The organism is Nitrososphaera sp. (assembly GCA_039938515.1).
Lineage (GTDB): Archaea > Thermoproteota > Nitrososphaeria > Nitrososphaerales > Nitrososphaeraceae > Nitrososphaera.
The window spans coordinates 1-13,356 of record JBDUUL010000008.1; the positions used below are offsets into that span (position 1 = coordinate 1).

The 13,356-nt window shown below is 53.1% G+C and carries 15 protein-coding genes; 8 read left to right on the forward strand and 7 right to left on the reverse strand.

All coding sequences use genetic code 11. The annotated features are described in order from the left end of the window. The 3 genes from thsB to ABI361_04060 form a co-directional block, all read left to right on the forward strand. Positions 1-1,537: thermosome subunit beta (thsB, locus tag ABI361_04050; GenBank protein ID MEO9319824.1), on the forward strand; the 1,537-nt coding region annotated here is incomplete at its 5' end. Positions 1,538-1,638: 101 nt separating this feature from the next. Then, positions 1,639-2,679, forward strand: a complete 1,041-nt coding sequence (locus tag ABI361_04055) for a carbohydrate kinase family protein (protein MEO9319825.1) — start codon at positions 1,639-1,641, stop codon at positions 2,677-2,679. A 45-nt stretch (positions 2,680-2,724) separates the two neighbouring features. Then, a complete protein-coding gene (locus ABI361_04060) occupies positions 2,725-3,003 on the forward strand; it encodes a hypothetical protein (protein MEO9319826.1) in 279 nt (92 codons plus the stop codon). On the opposite strand, the gene ABI361_04065 is transcribed toward ABI361_04060, so the two are convergent. Further along, positions 3,000-3,251: a hypothetical protein gene (locus tag ABI361_04065; GenBank protein ID MEO9319827.1), complete on the reverse strand. Its 252-nt coding sequence runs from the start codon at positions 3,249-3,251 to the stop codon at positions 3,000-3,002. The two genes, ABI361_04060 and ABI361_04065, sit on opposite strands and share 4 nt — an antisense overlap. A gap of 107 nt (positions 3,252-3,358) precedes the next feature. Between ABI361_04065 and ABI361_04070 the strand changes: the two genes are divergently transcribed. The 4 genes from ABI361_04070 (at position 3,359) to ABI361_04085 (ending at position 6,221) form a co-directional block, all read left to right on the forward strand. Beyond that, positions 3,359-3,814, forward strand: a complete 456-nt coding sequence (locus ABI361_04070; protein MEO9319828.1) for a 30S ribosomal protein S19e — start codon at positions 3,359-3,361, stop codon at positions 3,812-3,814. Positions 3,815-3,826: 12 nt separating this feature from the next. Further along, the gene (locus ABI361_04075) at positions 3,827-4,120 is read left to right on the forward strand and encodes a DNA-binding protein (GenBank protein MEO9319829.1); all 294 of its coding nucleotides are present in this window, start codon (positions 3,827-3,829) and stop codon (positions 4,118-4,120) included. A gap of 113 nt (positions 4,121-4,233) precedes the next feature. After that, a complete protein-coding gene (locus ABI361_04080; protein ID MEO9319830.1) occupies positions 4,234-5,283 on the forward strand; it encodes a zinc-binding dehydrogenase in 1,050 nt (349 codons plus the stop codon). Positions 5,284-5,336: 53 nt separating this feature from the next. Next, positions 5,337-6,221 (forward strand): CoA ester lyase, encoded by an 885-nt coding sequence (locus ABI361_04085; GenBank protein ID MEO9319831.1) that lies wholly within the window; start codon positions 5,337-5,339, stop codon positions 6,219-6,221. On the opposite strand, the gene ABI361_04090 is transcribed toward ABI361_04085, so the two are convergent. The 3 genes from ABI361_04090 to ABI361_04100 are packed head-to-tail and all read right to left on the reverse strand — an operon-like array spanning position 6,218 to position 7,642. Further along, positions 6,218-6,706: a hypothetical protein gene (locus ABI361_04090; protein ID MEO9319832.1), complete on the reverse strand. Its 489-nt coding sequence runs from the start codon at positions 6,704-6,706 to the stop codon at positions 6,218-6,220. The genes ABI361_04085 and ABI361_04090 overlap by 4 nt on opposite strands. Positions 6,707-6,718: 12 nt before the next feature. Further along, a complete protein-coding gene (locus ABI361_04095; GenBank protein ID MEO9319833.1) occupies positions 6,719-7,465 on the reverse strand; it encodes a DsbA family protein in 747 nt (248 codons plus the stop codon). A 42-nt stretch (positions 7,466-7,507) separates the two neighbouring features. Then, entirely contained in the window at positions 7,508-7,642 is a 135-nt protein-coding gene (locus ABI361_04100; GenBank protein MEO9319834.1) for a C2H2-type zinc finger protein, read from the reverse strand. Positions 7,643-7,788: 146 nt separating this feature from the next. Here ABI361_04100 and ABI361_04105 point away from each other — a divergent pair, with 146 nt between their 5' ends. Then, entirely contained in the window at positions 7,789-8,952 is a 1,164-nt protein-coding gene (locus ABI361_04105; GenBank protein ID MEO9319835.1) for a CAP domain-containing protein, read from the forward strand. A 28-nt stretch (positions 8,953-8,980) separates the two neighbouring features. Here ABI361_04105 and ABI361_04110 read toward each other — a convergent pair whose 3' ends face one another. From ABI361_04110 to ABI361_04120, 3 genes are all read right to left on the reverse strand, one after another. After that, on the reverse strand, positions 8,981-10,279 hold the full coding sequence (locus tag ABI361_04110; GenBank protein MEO9319836.1) for a hypothetical protein: 1,299 nt from the start codon (positions 10,277-10,279) through the stop codon (positions 8,981-8,983). A 687-nt stretch (positions 10,280-10,966) separates the two neighbouring features. Then, complete coding sequence (locus ABI361_04115) at positions 10,967-12,268, reverse strand: MFS transporter (protein ID MEO9319837.1); 1,302 nt, start codon at positions 12,266-12,268, stop codon at positions 10,967-10,969. A gap of 92 nt (positions 12,269-12,360) precedes the next feature. Continuing rightward, positions 12,361-13,317, reverse strand: coding sequence for an ADP-ribosylglycohydrolase family protein (locus ABI361_04120; protein ID MEO9319838.1), 957 nt, complete (start codon positions 13,315-13,317; stop codon positions 12,361-12,363). Positions 13,318-13,356 lie beyond the last annotated feature (39 nt).

A 13,356-nucleotide genomic window follows, 5' to 3' on the forward strand; every position in this document is an offset into this window, starting at 1 on the left:
CCTTGGACCAAGAGGAATGGACAAGATGCTTGTGGATACTCTGGGCGACGTGACAATAACAAACGACGGAGCGACGATACTCAAGGAGATAGACGTGCAGCACCCGGCGGCAAAGATGATGGTCGAGGTTGCCAAGTCAGTCGACAACGAGGTTGGAGACGGGACAACTTCGTCCGTAGTATTTGCTGGCGCGCTTTTGGAAAGGGCCGAGGAGCTTCTTAGCAAGGATGTTCATCCATCCGTAATAGTTGACGGCTACAACGCCGCGGCTGAGCAGACCCTCAAGCTTCTTGAAAAAATTGCGATCAAGGTCGAGCCGAGCGACAAGCAGACTCTCCTCAAGATAGCAAGGACCAGTATGGACTCCAAGCTGGTCTCTGACGACAGCCCGGTTCTGGCGCAAATAGTGGTTGACGCCACAAAGCAGATCGCAGACAAGGGCGATGGTGAGGGGCTCAAGGTCGATCTTGACAACATCAAGGTGGAAAAGAAGGCAGGCGGCTCCATCCGCGATACCAAGCTTATCAAGGGCATAGTGCTTGACAAGGAAGTCGTCCACGCCGGAATGCCAAAGCGCATCGAGAAGGCGTCGATAGCCCTCATAAACTCTGCACTTGAAATTGAAAAGACCGAGATGAGTGCCGAGATCCGCATCTCAGACCCGCAGCAGATGCAGATGTTCCTCGAAGAAGAAAACAAGATGCTCAAATCGATGGTAGAGAAGGTAAAATCTGCAGGAGCTAACGTCGTTCTCTGTCAGAAGGGAATCGACGACATTGCCCAGCACTACCTTGCCAAGGCAAACATACTTGCAGTCAGAAGAGTGAAGGAAAGCGACATGACCAAGATGTCAAAAGCCACTGGCGCCAGAATAGTCAACAACCTTGACGACCTGACAGCAAAGGACCTTGGCAGTGCTGACCTGGTCGAGGAGAGAAAGGTAGAGACTGACAAGTGGGTGTTTGTCGAGGGCTGCAAGAATCCAAAGGCAGTATCGATACTTGTGCGAGGAGGCTCTCAAAGGGTAGTCGACGAGGCTGACAGGTCGCTCCACGATGCACTGATGGTAATGAAGGATGTTCTTGAAAAGCCAGCGATCGTCGCAGGAGGCGGAGCACCCGAGGCATATCTTGCAAATGAGCTGAGACAGTGGGCAAGTACCCAGGAAGGGCGCGCACAGCTGGCGGTTCAAAAGTTCGCCGACGCGCTTGACTCCATCCCGCTGAATCTTGCAGAGAACGCAGGCATGGACCCGATTGACACAATGACTGAACTTCGCGCAAGGCAGAGCAAGGGCAGCAAGTGGGTCGGGATTGACTGCAGAAACACGGTGGTTACCGACATGCTAAAGCAGGAAGTTCTCGAGCCAGTCAGCGTCAAGCAGCAGATTATAAAGTCGGCCACAGAAGTCACCTCGATGCTTCTGAGGATTGACGACGTGATTGCAGCAAACAAGTCCAAGATGCCCGCAGGTCCACCCGGTGGCGGAGGAATGGGAGGTATGGGTGGCATGGGCGGAATGGGCGACATGGACTAAAAGTCCGCCGTTTTCCTTTCTTTTTGTTTATTCTTGCAATTTCAAAATACCCAAATACAACTCGGTTCTGCCGTAATGCAGGCGCAGTTGCTGGCTAGCACATGAGCATTGTTTCAAAGATAAAGCAGCTAAAAATAGTCGGCTCGATTGCGGTGATGCCGGACTTTTTTGTTGACAGGATTGTACGGCTTGAGTCAAAGGAAATGCTCTTTGAGGCGCTAAACGAAAAGGCAAAGAGCGGAGGTGGAAGCGTCAGGGGCGTTCCGACTTCGGATGTGAAGGGCGGAAACGCCGTCAATGTCGCTTATGCCCTTGCCAGGCTCGGATTCAAGGTTACACTCTTTACCGTGGCAAGCGACATCGGGGCGGAACTTATCAGGCGGTCATTTCAAAAGTTTGGAGACAGAGCTGTCCTTCGCATCTCGCCGGGCAGGCACGGCTATACAACGTCCTTCGAGTTTCCCCACCAGGGGACGCGGGTCAACGTGATGGTAAGCGACATTTTGGACAACTCGGACTTCGGGCCGGACCGCATCAGTGCGGACCAGGACAGGGCAATTCTCAAGAATGCAGACGGCGTTATGGTTGTAAACTGGGCAAGCAACCTGAAAGGTACAGAGCTTGCCGAGTTTGCATTTTCCAGCTCGCCAAGTGCATTTCACATGCTTGACCCGGCAGATATTGAAACTCGCAAGGACGAATTTCTGCGCGCCCTTACGGCCAACCTGGCGGGCAAAGTCGATTGCCTTAGCATAAACGAAAACGAGTGCAGGCTGCTGTCCAAGGCGTGCAGCCTAGAGAGAACTTTGGGCGAGACATTCAACCCCCAAGAGGTTGCGGATGCAGCAAAAAGCCTGGCCCAGAAGGTTGGTTTGAGCGTCGACCTGCACACAAAGGCCGGCGCGGCATGGTCCAACGGAAGGGAGGTAGAGTTTGTGCACTCGATAAAGGTTGACGCAAGGATGCTGACTGGAGCAGGAGACGTCTGGGATGCGGCAGACATGGTAGGTTATCTTGCCGGGCTCGAGCCAAGGGAGAGAATCCTGTTTGCCAACTGCGCGTCGTCGCTCTACATCCGCGATGCAGGCGGCGAGCCCCCTGAAATGACCAGGATATTTGAGCTGGTAGAACGCGTGCAGTAGAGCTTGTACTGCTGTTTTTATTGTGGCTGGCGCATTTTTCAGGCAGTGATAGAGCCAGTCGACGCTATTCGCGTTGTAGATGCAATTTCAAAGAACCTAGCAGAGCTTTCCAGAGCAAAATCAAACTTTCAAAAGTTGCCGGATACTTTCTGGGGGTATTATGCGCGCGGGCATGACGGCAAGGGGACGTTTGGGGTCATTATCACTTACTCTGAGGCAGCCGGCGACGTTGACCAGCTGATGCGCATGTATGAGCAATGGGTGGAGAAAAGCAAGGGTCAAGTTGACGACTCGGCGCTCCGCGGAAATCCTGGCAAGGCCTAGGTAGACTTTAGGTTTTCGAGTTTCTTCGAATAAACCGCCGCCATGTTTGCTTCAAGGTCAAATCCGTACTTGGACGCAAGAAAGTAGAGAAGCGCCGCAGACTCGGTGATCTCCATCTTTGCCAAATCCGTATTGTTCTTTTCCAGGCCAAACGCAATCTCGCCAATTTCGCGTACCAGGTGAATGAACGCTGCGTTTTTGTCATCGCCAAACTTTCTCTGATAATATTGCGTTGCTATCGAACTCACGCCGGAGTCAGCGCTTGATTGCAATATAAAGATCGTCGGCAGAACTGCAGATCGGGGATGGCAGAATAAGGATTTATAAGGGATCACCGATTCACCGAAAATACTAAATGGCCAAGGTTTACGACGTTCCGGCTGACGAGCTCATTGAAAAACTGGCCGAGCAGTTGAGAAAGGAAAAGAGGATAGAACCTCCTGCATGGTCAGCATTTGTCAAGACGGGCGCTCATGCCGAAAAAATTCCCCAGAATAAAGACTGGTGGTATGTGCGTTGCGCTTCTATTCTACGAAAGGTTTACCTTCACGGCCCTGTCGGTGTTTCGGACCTTAAGGTTGCATATGGCGGAGTCAAGCAGGTCGGCTACAACCTGTCGCACCACCGAGATGCTGGCGGCGCAATCATCCGCAAGGCCATGCAGCAGCTCGAGGCTGCAGGGTATATCGTGAAAGTGCAAGGCAAGGGACGGCTTATCTCAAGCGAAGGCATGAAGAAGATGGACAGACTGGCTACCGAAATTCACAAGGAAATGATCAAGACCGTACCGCAGCTCCAGCGGTACGCCTGAGCCTTTTTGAGCATGTCCTCTCCATATTCTCAAGCGCAGCCAAACGACGAGGAAGCGCGGAGAAGAGAGGCAGAGGCCGCAGCGATGCGAGCACGCGTGCTCAATGTACTGCTAGATCCGCAGGCCCGACAGCGGCTGATGAACATAAAACTGGTCAAGCCAGACCTTGCCGCGGCCGTGGAGAACTACTTGATAAATGCCGCTTCATCCGGCAGGCTTAACAGGATGTTGACCGACGAGGAGCTGAAGCAGATTCTCATCCAGCTACAGCAGCCAAAGCGGGATTTCAGGGTAAACAGACGGTAGCCTTCAGAGGCTAAATTCTAGCATTTAATCAGTCCGGTTACTGATAGGCGTGTATACGCCGGTCGCCTCATGAGTTAAATATTTAAGGTCACAGTCATGTCCTGTTTGTTGCAATGAAGGCCGCGGTATTTAGAGAATATAATCAAGATCCAAAAAAAGTTGTCAAAATAGAAGATATTGACATGCCGAAACTGAAACCTAACGAAGTTATGATAAAAGTCGAGTCAGCCTCTTACAACTATAACGACCTCTGGGCGATATGGGGCGAGCCGGTCAAGACGCCGCTCCCGCACATCTCGGGGAGCGACGTGGCAGGCACCATAGTTGAAGCAGGCGAGGACGTGACCAAGCTCAAGGTAGGCGACAGGGTCGTCTCCCACTCGAACATGAGCTGCCGCGTCTGCGATATGTGCACCTCCGGCAGGGAATATGACTGCAACGACAGGCAGATCTGGGGGTTCCAGACAGGCCCGCTCTGGGGAGGCTTTGCGCAGTATACGCACCTGCCAGAAGTAAACGTTGTCAAGCTTCCAGACGCGGTTTCATTTGACGATGCGGCCGCGGTCTCCATGGTGGGAATGACCTCATGGCACATGCTCGTCGGCAGGGCCAAGATAAAGCCGGGTCAGACTGTGCTTATCATGGGCGGCGGCTCCGGTGTCGGCATGGTCGGCATCCAAATCGCCAAGCTTTACAACTGCACGGTTATCGCCACCGCAGGGAAACAAGACAAGATGGACAAGTGCATTGAGCTTGGCGCAGACTTTGCAGTCAACCACCGCGAGGCTGACTGGTACAAGAAGGTGCGCGAGATAACAAAGAAGCAGGGTGTCGACGTCGTCTTTGAGCACATTGGCAAGTCGGTATTCCCGCAGGAAGTAGGCCTGCTCAAGATGGGAGGCACGCTTGTTGCAACAGGCGCGACCACCGGCTACGACTCGACTATAGACCTCAGGTACCTGTTCTTCAAGGGCACCAACCTGCTTGGCTCTACGCAGGGCACCAAGGCAGAGCTGGAAGACGTGATACACTGGGTAGGCAAGGGCAAGATAAAGGTCGTAGTTGACTCCAAGCTGCCGTTCAGCGACATGGTCGAGGGCCACGTCATGATGGCAGAGGCAAAGCAATTCGGCAAAATTCTGACGAGCCCTCAAAAGCTCTAACTCACTTTTTTGTTTAGTTTTTATTTTCTTGCCACTTTTCCCACCATCAATCTATGTTCCGAAGCCTGATCTTTGTTCCCGGAGTCAGCGCTAGATTCGTGGAAAAAGCCAAGACGCTTGCTGCAGATGTAATCTGCTTTGATCTGGAAGACTCAGTCCCGGCCAACGAAAAGGAAAACGCGCGGGCCATAATTTCAGAGGCCATAGCGTCGCACAGGAAAGAGTATGCGAGGCCAGTTTATGTCAGGGTGAACGCACCGGATTCCGGGCTGATAGCATCCGACCTCAATGCCGTGCTCAAGGAAGGAATCGACGGGATAGTGGTGCCCAAGGTCAACACCGCGGAGGAGCTTGTCGAGGTGACACAGACCATCGCCTCTTTTGAGCAGTCGCATGGCATCGAGGAAGGCGAGCAAGCCGGAGAGAGCCTGATTTCCATAATTCCGTCGATAGAGACGGCAAGCGGGGTCGTAAATGCATATGAAATTGCCCGCTCCGACAAGCGAATACAGGCACTCGTCTTTGGAGTTTTTGATTATCTCTACGACATGAAGCTTGACTATGACGAGCACGACCCGTCAGGCTACAAGTATGCAAGGGCAAAGGTTCCGGTTGACGCGAGAGCCGCCGGCGTGGCAGCCATTGACGCGATATGGCAGAAGGTTGATGACATTGATGGTCTGAAAAAGGACGCCGAGATTGCAAGGAGGCTGGGCTATTCGGGAAAGAGCCTGGTTCACCCAAGCCAGATAGAGCCCGTGCACTCTATCTTCAAGCCCGGCCGGAACGAGGTCGAGTGGGCGCGCAAGGTGGTAAAGGCGCTGGCAGAGGCAAACGAAAAGGGCACTGGGCGGGGGGCAGTGAGGCTTGAGGGCAGAATGGTTGACGCGGTGCACTACAAGCAGGCCAAGGCCATCCTGGATGAGTCCGGAAGCTAGGGACCGAGGGCGCAGGCGCCCGTGATTTTTCTGCTGGTCGAGTAGAACGCCCAGACGAGGATTGCCAGCGAGACCAAGCGGAGCGGTATCTGGTAGACCGAGAGTATCGTAGTCGCGGCAAGGCCGGTCCCCCCAAGCGCAGAAACAAGTGCGGGCCCAACCGACGAGCAGCCAACGCATGCGCTTGAAAGAGTTGCAAGCGAACTCCCTGACAGGAGGGAGCCGGCGCCGACCTTTCTCCCTGCGCGCATGCTAGACAGCGCGAACGCATTCATGCCGGCTACAAGGCCAAGGAATACCGCGGTGACCGTAGAGACGACAAAGCCCAGCACGGCGCCGGTGGGAACGTAGAATGCAAGGACAGGCGAAAAGAACAGGAGCTGGTCAAAAGTGTTGAAGACCATCCAGAACGTGACAGCGACTGCCGCGGCGATGACAATGTAGACCGGCTTTGAAAAGGCCATCCTCATTGCAGAGGCTATCATACCCATAATCTCTCAGCTCACAAGCTCTTTATCAATTGCTTGCTGGAAGGTGACAATAGGATATGCGCCGGCTATCGGGACAGGTGAGCTGCCGTCGCTTTTTTCCACAACAAACCCGGGAGTCCCCTGAAACCCAAGCGACTTGGCAAGCGCGATATCGCTGTTCACCTGTGACAGGTACTTGCCGCTGTCAAGGCAGGTATCGAACTGCGCACTGTTGAGATCAGGGATCTGCTGCGCGAATGACTTTAGATTGCCAACGCCCGCCCAGCCCGAGTTTATCGCCTTCTGGTTCTTGTAAAGAATGTCGTGGAACTGCCAGAACTTGCCCTGCTCGTTAGCGCACTGGGACGCCTGGGCTGCGCTTACAGAGTCGGGGCCATACCAGGCAAAGTGCTTGAATACCACCGCGACCTTGCCTGCCGTGACGTACTGTTGGTCTATCTGGGGCTCGGTGGCGGCCGCGTACCTGTCGCAAAACTCGCACTGAAAGTCGCCAAATTCTACCAGCGTAACCGGAGCATTAGTCCCCCCCTTGTACGCGGAACCGGAGGCAATTAGGCTTGCAAGGGACAGATTCCTGGTGCCAGTGTTGTTGCTCGACTGACTGGAACTGCTCGACAGAGCCGGATTGCTAGCCGGAATCTTTGAGGCTGCAAGCGCAAAAGAACCAACAAGCACAGCGGCTACTATTGCGACAAGCACGTACATTGTGGCCTTGCTCTTTGTCTTGCGGCCAGTCCTGGGTTTGTCCTTCAAGCATAGTGAATTTCTCTCAGGACTGCTAAAGAGGTTTCGAAGCTAAAAGCCTACCTTGTCAAAGTCCATCGAGCCGGACTCGCTTATCTTGGGCTTGTTGCCGTGAACTGCCCTGTGCCTCTCGAGGTGAGCCTCGTCGGCAAATTCACTGCCGCACTTTTTGCACTTGAAGGCCAATGGTGTCATTTACTGCCAGGGTGTAGAAAAGCCTACCTCACAGAAAATTACACTAGAAAAAACGATCTCAAGGCGGAAGTGTAGGAAGCAACTTCGTACTCGGGTTATTATCGACGCCGAAAAGAATCGCCGGATGTACAAGGCCAATGAGCGCCAGGAGAGGAGTTTGGGTAGCGACAACTTCGGTTCTTGCAGCCCTTGCAATCCTCGGCGCCGCGGGATACTTGCTTAACAGCGCAGTCCCGTCTTTGTCCTCGTACTTTTCAACTTCCATAAAGACAGTCTCCGGTATTACGGAAAAGCCAGTCTCTGAGCCTTTTGTGCACAACTCTTCACAAACCGTGACAAGTTCGCTTGCGCCCGAACTGGAGAGTCTGGACGGCGCCTTGAAGCCGGTGAAGGTGTCGCTTTTGCCATCGGAAGAGGGACTCAGACAGTATGCGCTTGAATTGATTAACTCAGACAGGGCCACTGCAGGGCTGCCGCCAGTCACGCTTACAGATAATTACGCGGCCCAATCTCAGGCAGACGACATTGTCGCCACGGGCCACCTTTCTCACTGGATGACAGACGGCGAAAAGCCATACATGTCTTATTCAAGATACGGCGGGACTGGCTACGTATCCCAGAATGCTGCCATTTGCTGTTATGCGCAGCAGGCAAACCACAGTGCAATATCAGACGGCGTACTTTCCGGCCACTTCTTTACTGCAAGCGACATCAAGCAGGCGATCGAGGTCGAGCAAGACGGGATGGTAAATGACGACTTGGCTTGCTGCAGCAATGGTCACCGGATGAACATTCTTGACGCCCACCATACAGGAGTCAGCATAGGGATAGCGTACAGCAATAACTCTGTGGTGATGGTGCAGAACTTTGAAAACAGATACCTTGCTCTTGACCGAGCGATTTCCTCCGGGGACAACAAGTCGATCGAGATCTCGGGCAGTTATATCAGGTCCGGCTACCAAATTGCGGGAATTACAATCACTTTTGACAAGGCTCCATCTCATGCCGCATACCAGGAAAACTTTAATGAACACTCCTACGGCAGCGGCGAACTCCTGGCCACGGTGCAAAAGCCGGCTCCGCCTGGCTATCACTACCAGTCCATGCCGGACCACTTTGCGCTTGAAGCAGGGCGCTGGCAGGACACGGGCGCGGTTTTTGATGTGCGATTTGACATGTCCGGGGCAGTTTCAAAGGATGGCCCGGGAATGTACACGCTCACGGCATTTCTGACCTCAGAAGGCGGGCGGGACGTTTTCCCCGCACTTACCTATTCCGTGTATGCAAGCGCTCCACAGTAACCTCTAGTCTGCAAGTCATCAGAAGGGACTAGTCGCTTGTGACCGGGGCAAGCGTGCTAGCAGAGACAAAGTTGCCCCCTGCGCTGCCATTATCCAGGGCGCTGCCAGTAAAGACCTCGCCAGTTGCAGTGACCATCTTCCACGAGCCAATGTCTGGCGCAGATATTCCCGGCGGGTTTGTGATGGTGACTGTATAAGTCGCGCTGATGTTTATTACAAAGTTCTGTGGCATGCTCCAGCCTGATGGCGGCGTGTTCATTCCGCCAATCGTTATGGACTTGATAACCACCGCATGGGTGCTGTTGTTCTTGAACGTCAGTGTCGCCGTCGTGCCGCCACCGCTAAACACGTGCACGTTGATTGTGGCTTTCTGGATGTCAATCACTGTATTTGCAACGTTGACCACCTGCTGGTAGCCATTCACAAACGGAACGCGGACTGATGCTGTGACGTCGTGGCCGCTAGAGGATCTGCCCCCGACCTGGACAGGCTCAAGCGTGCCTGACGCAGGGAATATGTAGGTTATCGCGGTACCGTCCGAACTGACGCGCTTTGTCGCGTTGAGGTAATCATACGAGTCAAGCTGGAAGCTCAGCGAAGCAGAGCCGTTTGGCCCGATGGTAACCGGGTTTCCGCCGGACTGCCAAAGGCTTGAAGGTATCGGGCGAACGAGACTTACGTTTGATAAAGTGATTGTATCCATCCCGTTATTTACCACGGTAAGCGACAGGTGCGGGTACTGCGCATGGGCCAAGGTTAGCGACGGGTTAACGATCCCTAGGCGAGAAACCGGTTCTAAAAGGCTGACTATTTCAGACACACTTGTCGTTTTGCCGCTGCTGGTTCCGGACGCCGTAACCTTGAGTACATATGACGAGCCCACGGTCCCGGGCAAGGCCGAGAGTGCGATTTTCTGTTGCTGTCCGGGCTTCAGGACCAGCTCTCCTGCGGTTGAATTGAACTGGCCAAGAGTTACCGTGTGCAGAACTACCGGCTCTGTCCCGGAATTGCTGACTGTCACAAAGGAGGCATAGTGGCTGAAAATCTGATAATCGACAATCTTGATCGAAGGCGCCGCAGGGTTTGGCATTTGAATTATTGGCTTGTTGACGGGCGTGGTGGCAGTCGCATTCGTTTGGTGTGGTGCCTGTGATGCATTCTGCTGGTGCGATGAGCTCTGGCCTATGCTCCCTATCGGAAACTGGATGTGCACGGTGTTTGACGCCTTGTCGATAAACTGCCTTGCCTCAGGATTGTTGCTTGCAAACCACGCAGCCCCTCCCGCCAGACCCGCAGCCAGAATTACGGATGCTATCACGCCAAACACATGCAATGGATCAACACTTTCCTGGCAAGGTTTCTACCCTGCCAAAGTAGTACTCTGGAATAAACTGAATGATTCTAAGACAAGTGGCCACGCTTGATCCTTTGCTGCAAGGATTATCCCGGCAGGATATTATTCGCCCGCCTGTCACTGTGCGTACATACACAACGGGTTCGGCACAGGTACGCCGGAGCAAATGCGCGATAGTGATTGGCTGGTCGCCAATTCCACGGTCTGGGAGGAGTTCCGAAAATTAGCTGAAGTTCTCGAGCTTTTGGCCGGGAAGCGGTCCAGTATAGGCAAATGTGTCAGTCATTATCGTCTGAATTTCTGGTACATACTGAAAAATTCACAACTGGCTTTGAGCAGTTCCTGACATTTTCGATAAAGGGCGGCGTCAACGGAAAGTTCGCTGGAGCTAGTCGAGCTTGTTCAGGCAGGGTATCAGGTCTTTGACATGGTCATGATGTCACTCCAGTTCACATGCATCTTATGGTCTAATGCGCACGGAGGGCGCAGAGGGGTAACATTTTTTCACAGGGATTAACAGGGGAGTCACGTGTTGATTTTTGACGTAATCTTATCTGCTCCTATGAGACTCGAGGCTTTGGTTTGTCGATTAGCCAGAAGTTTCGCTCCCTAACCTAAGTTTCGATAAACCTTTGATCCCATGCACGGCATGCCGACGCCCTAGTTGCGTCTCGCTGTCAATAGTATTGCCACGAATGGAATCACCATCGCAGCAGACAGGGGCCACGCCCACTGGTAGCCAAACTGTTTTGCAAGGTAAGAAAACAATAGGGGCATCCACACGACTCCAACAAGCGATATTCCATTAATCCACGCAACCTTTAGAGCTCCATATCTGAAATCGTGGCTGTCCCGGCTCAAAATGCCGTCTCCCGCTCTCCCAAAAGTTGTTATCTGGAGTGATCTTGCTTTGGCATACGCGACGGTAAACCCGCCCCCTGAAAAAACCCCGGTAAGAATTACAGCGGCAGTTATAATGGGAATAGAGCCTGAGGCTGCGAATACGAGTGTGAGGCTTATCCCGATTCCGCAAATTACCATAATGCGCGCTGCTTTTCTTGTATTGTCATAAAGCCTGCCGAGAAGCGGAGCAGAGATTATTGCAGAGATTAGTGGCAGGCTGGCGATGATTCCGGCCGTCTGAGCCGGCACGGAAAGGCTTTGAAGATATACAACGAGATAGGTCAGTACCAGGGCCCATGCGCCCTGTATTCCAATGAGAAATATACCGATCCGCGCAAGGCCTGCGTCTGAGAGTATTTGCAGGGTGTTACGGAGCAGGCCCGGCGCTGCGGGCGGATGCCTGCTCTTGTCGTCGGAACCAGCGATGCTCTTTTCACCAACTAGCATTGATTCTGAACCACGTTTGTTGTCACTTAAGTGCAGATCCCGCGGCAGCGCGACAACCATGAACAATGCACTCAGGATTCCTATCGCGCCGCTCAACAGGATGCTTTGTCTCCAACCGGTGGCCGATGCAACAAGAATCCAACCGAATATTCCGATTATGCCTCCTGCAGAGTGAGCCGCATTTAGCCCTCCAATCGAAAGCCCGGTTGATTTCGCCCTGCCATAATCCGCGATTAGCGTAATGCTAGAACTGAAGAAAAACGCCATGCCGGCGCCGACGATAAAGCGCAGCAGGACCAGCTGGAAGGGTTCCGATGCCAGTCCGCAAAACAGCGCGGCGGTAGAAGACACAGCTATTCCGGTGATGGCAGAGGTTCTTGGACCAAACTTCAGGGCAAATATTCCTGCAGGGATTTGAAACGACCCGACTCCTATGAAAAATGCGGTGGATACCGCACCGAGCAGAAAAATATCCTGGTTGAGCTGCAGGGCAATCAGCGGAAATATTGCGGCTATGTTAAACCAGTTTACGCCGTAAATCGTTCTGGCCGCAATCAGTGAGAACGTTGCAAGGCCGGCCCTTCTATTCGAAATAGTGCCAGAGGTTGATATTTTGGCTGCTCAATATGGCTTGCAGACTAGTATAATAAAAAAGCAGCCACGGTAGCTCCGGGTTTCGGCCAAGTGGAGAGACCGGAGTGTAACTACTTGTCAAAAGCCAGTTCAAAGAGCCGGTCGGCAAAATTGATAATTATCTGAAACTTTGCAAGTTTGGAGGTCCACCTCGCGGGGATTTCGGCGAGTCCATAGTAGGCGCCTGCCAATTGACCGTATACTGCGCCTGTAGTATCTGCATCGTCCCGCAGATTGACCGCTTCAATTAGCCCCTCCTCAAAGGTGTCGTTGTTGTAAAAGCTCCACAATGCTGCTTCAAGCGACTGGGCTGCATAGCCGCTACCCCGAATTTGCGGCGGAGCTTTTGTCTTAAAGCTCCCGTTGGCGACTTTCAAAACCTCCTTGGTAAGAGGTTGTGATGACCAGTAATTCCTTGTTGGACTGAAAGTCTCTGAGAGAAGTTCTTCCTTGTCTGCTCCCCTGATAGCCCCGACTATCAGCGTCCCCAGATATCTGCATGCATCAACCGCCACTATGGCCTGATGGGTCGTCCTCGAGCTTTGCCCCGAGAAATAGACTGCCATTTCAGGATTTGCTGCGAAAAATAGCGGGACCGGGGCAAGACGCATAATAGAGCCGTTCCCGGCGCTATAGTAGTCTGACGGGCCACAGAAAGGCTCGCGGGTTTCTGCGAACTTGTCAAGTGCTGCTTTGATGGTCAATCCAATGTCAAAGCACGCTCCATTCGAGCTAAGATAGCCGTGGTTGTACCAGCGCGAATACCGCTCCAGTTGGTCTACTGGATCAAATGCCTGCTTGGAAATGAGGCTGTCTGCCAGACACAGTGCCATGGAGGCATCATCAGTCCACTGTCCCGGCTCAAACTCAAAAACTCCGCCCCCTGCCATGTCCCTAACCCGGCTGGAGAGATTCGGCGGACTAAACTCGAGAGGCGCGCCGAGAGCATCACCAGTTGCAAGCCCGACCAGACTCCCCCTATAACGGTCTAAGAGTCTTGCATGATTGGTGCTCAAGCTAGTGTCCATCTTTGTCTGCAGCCTCTTATTCTTTGAATTGGTGCCAAT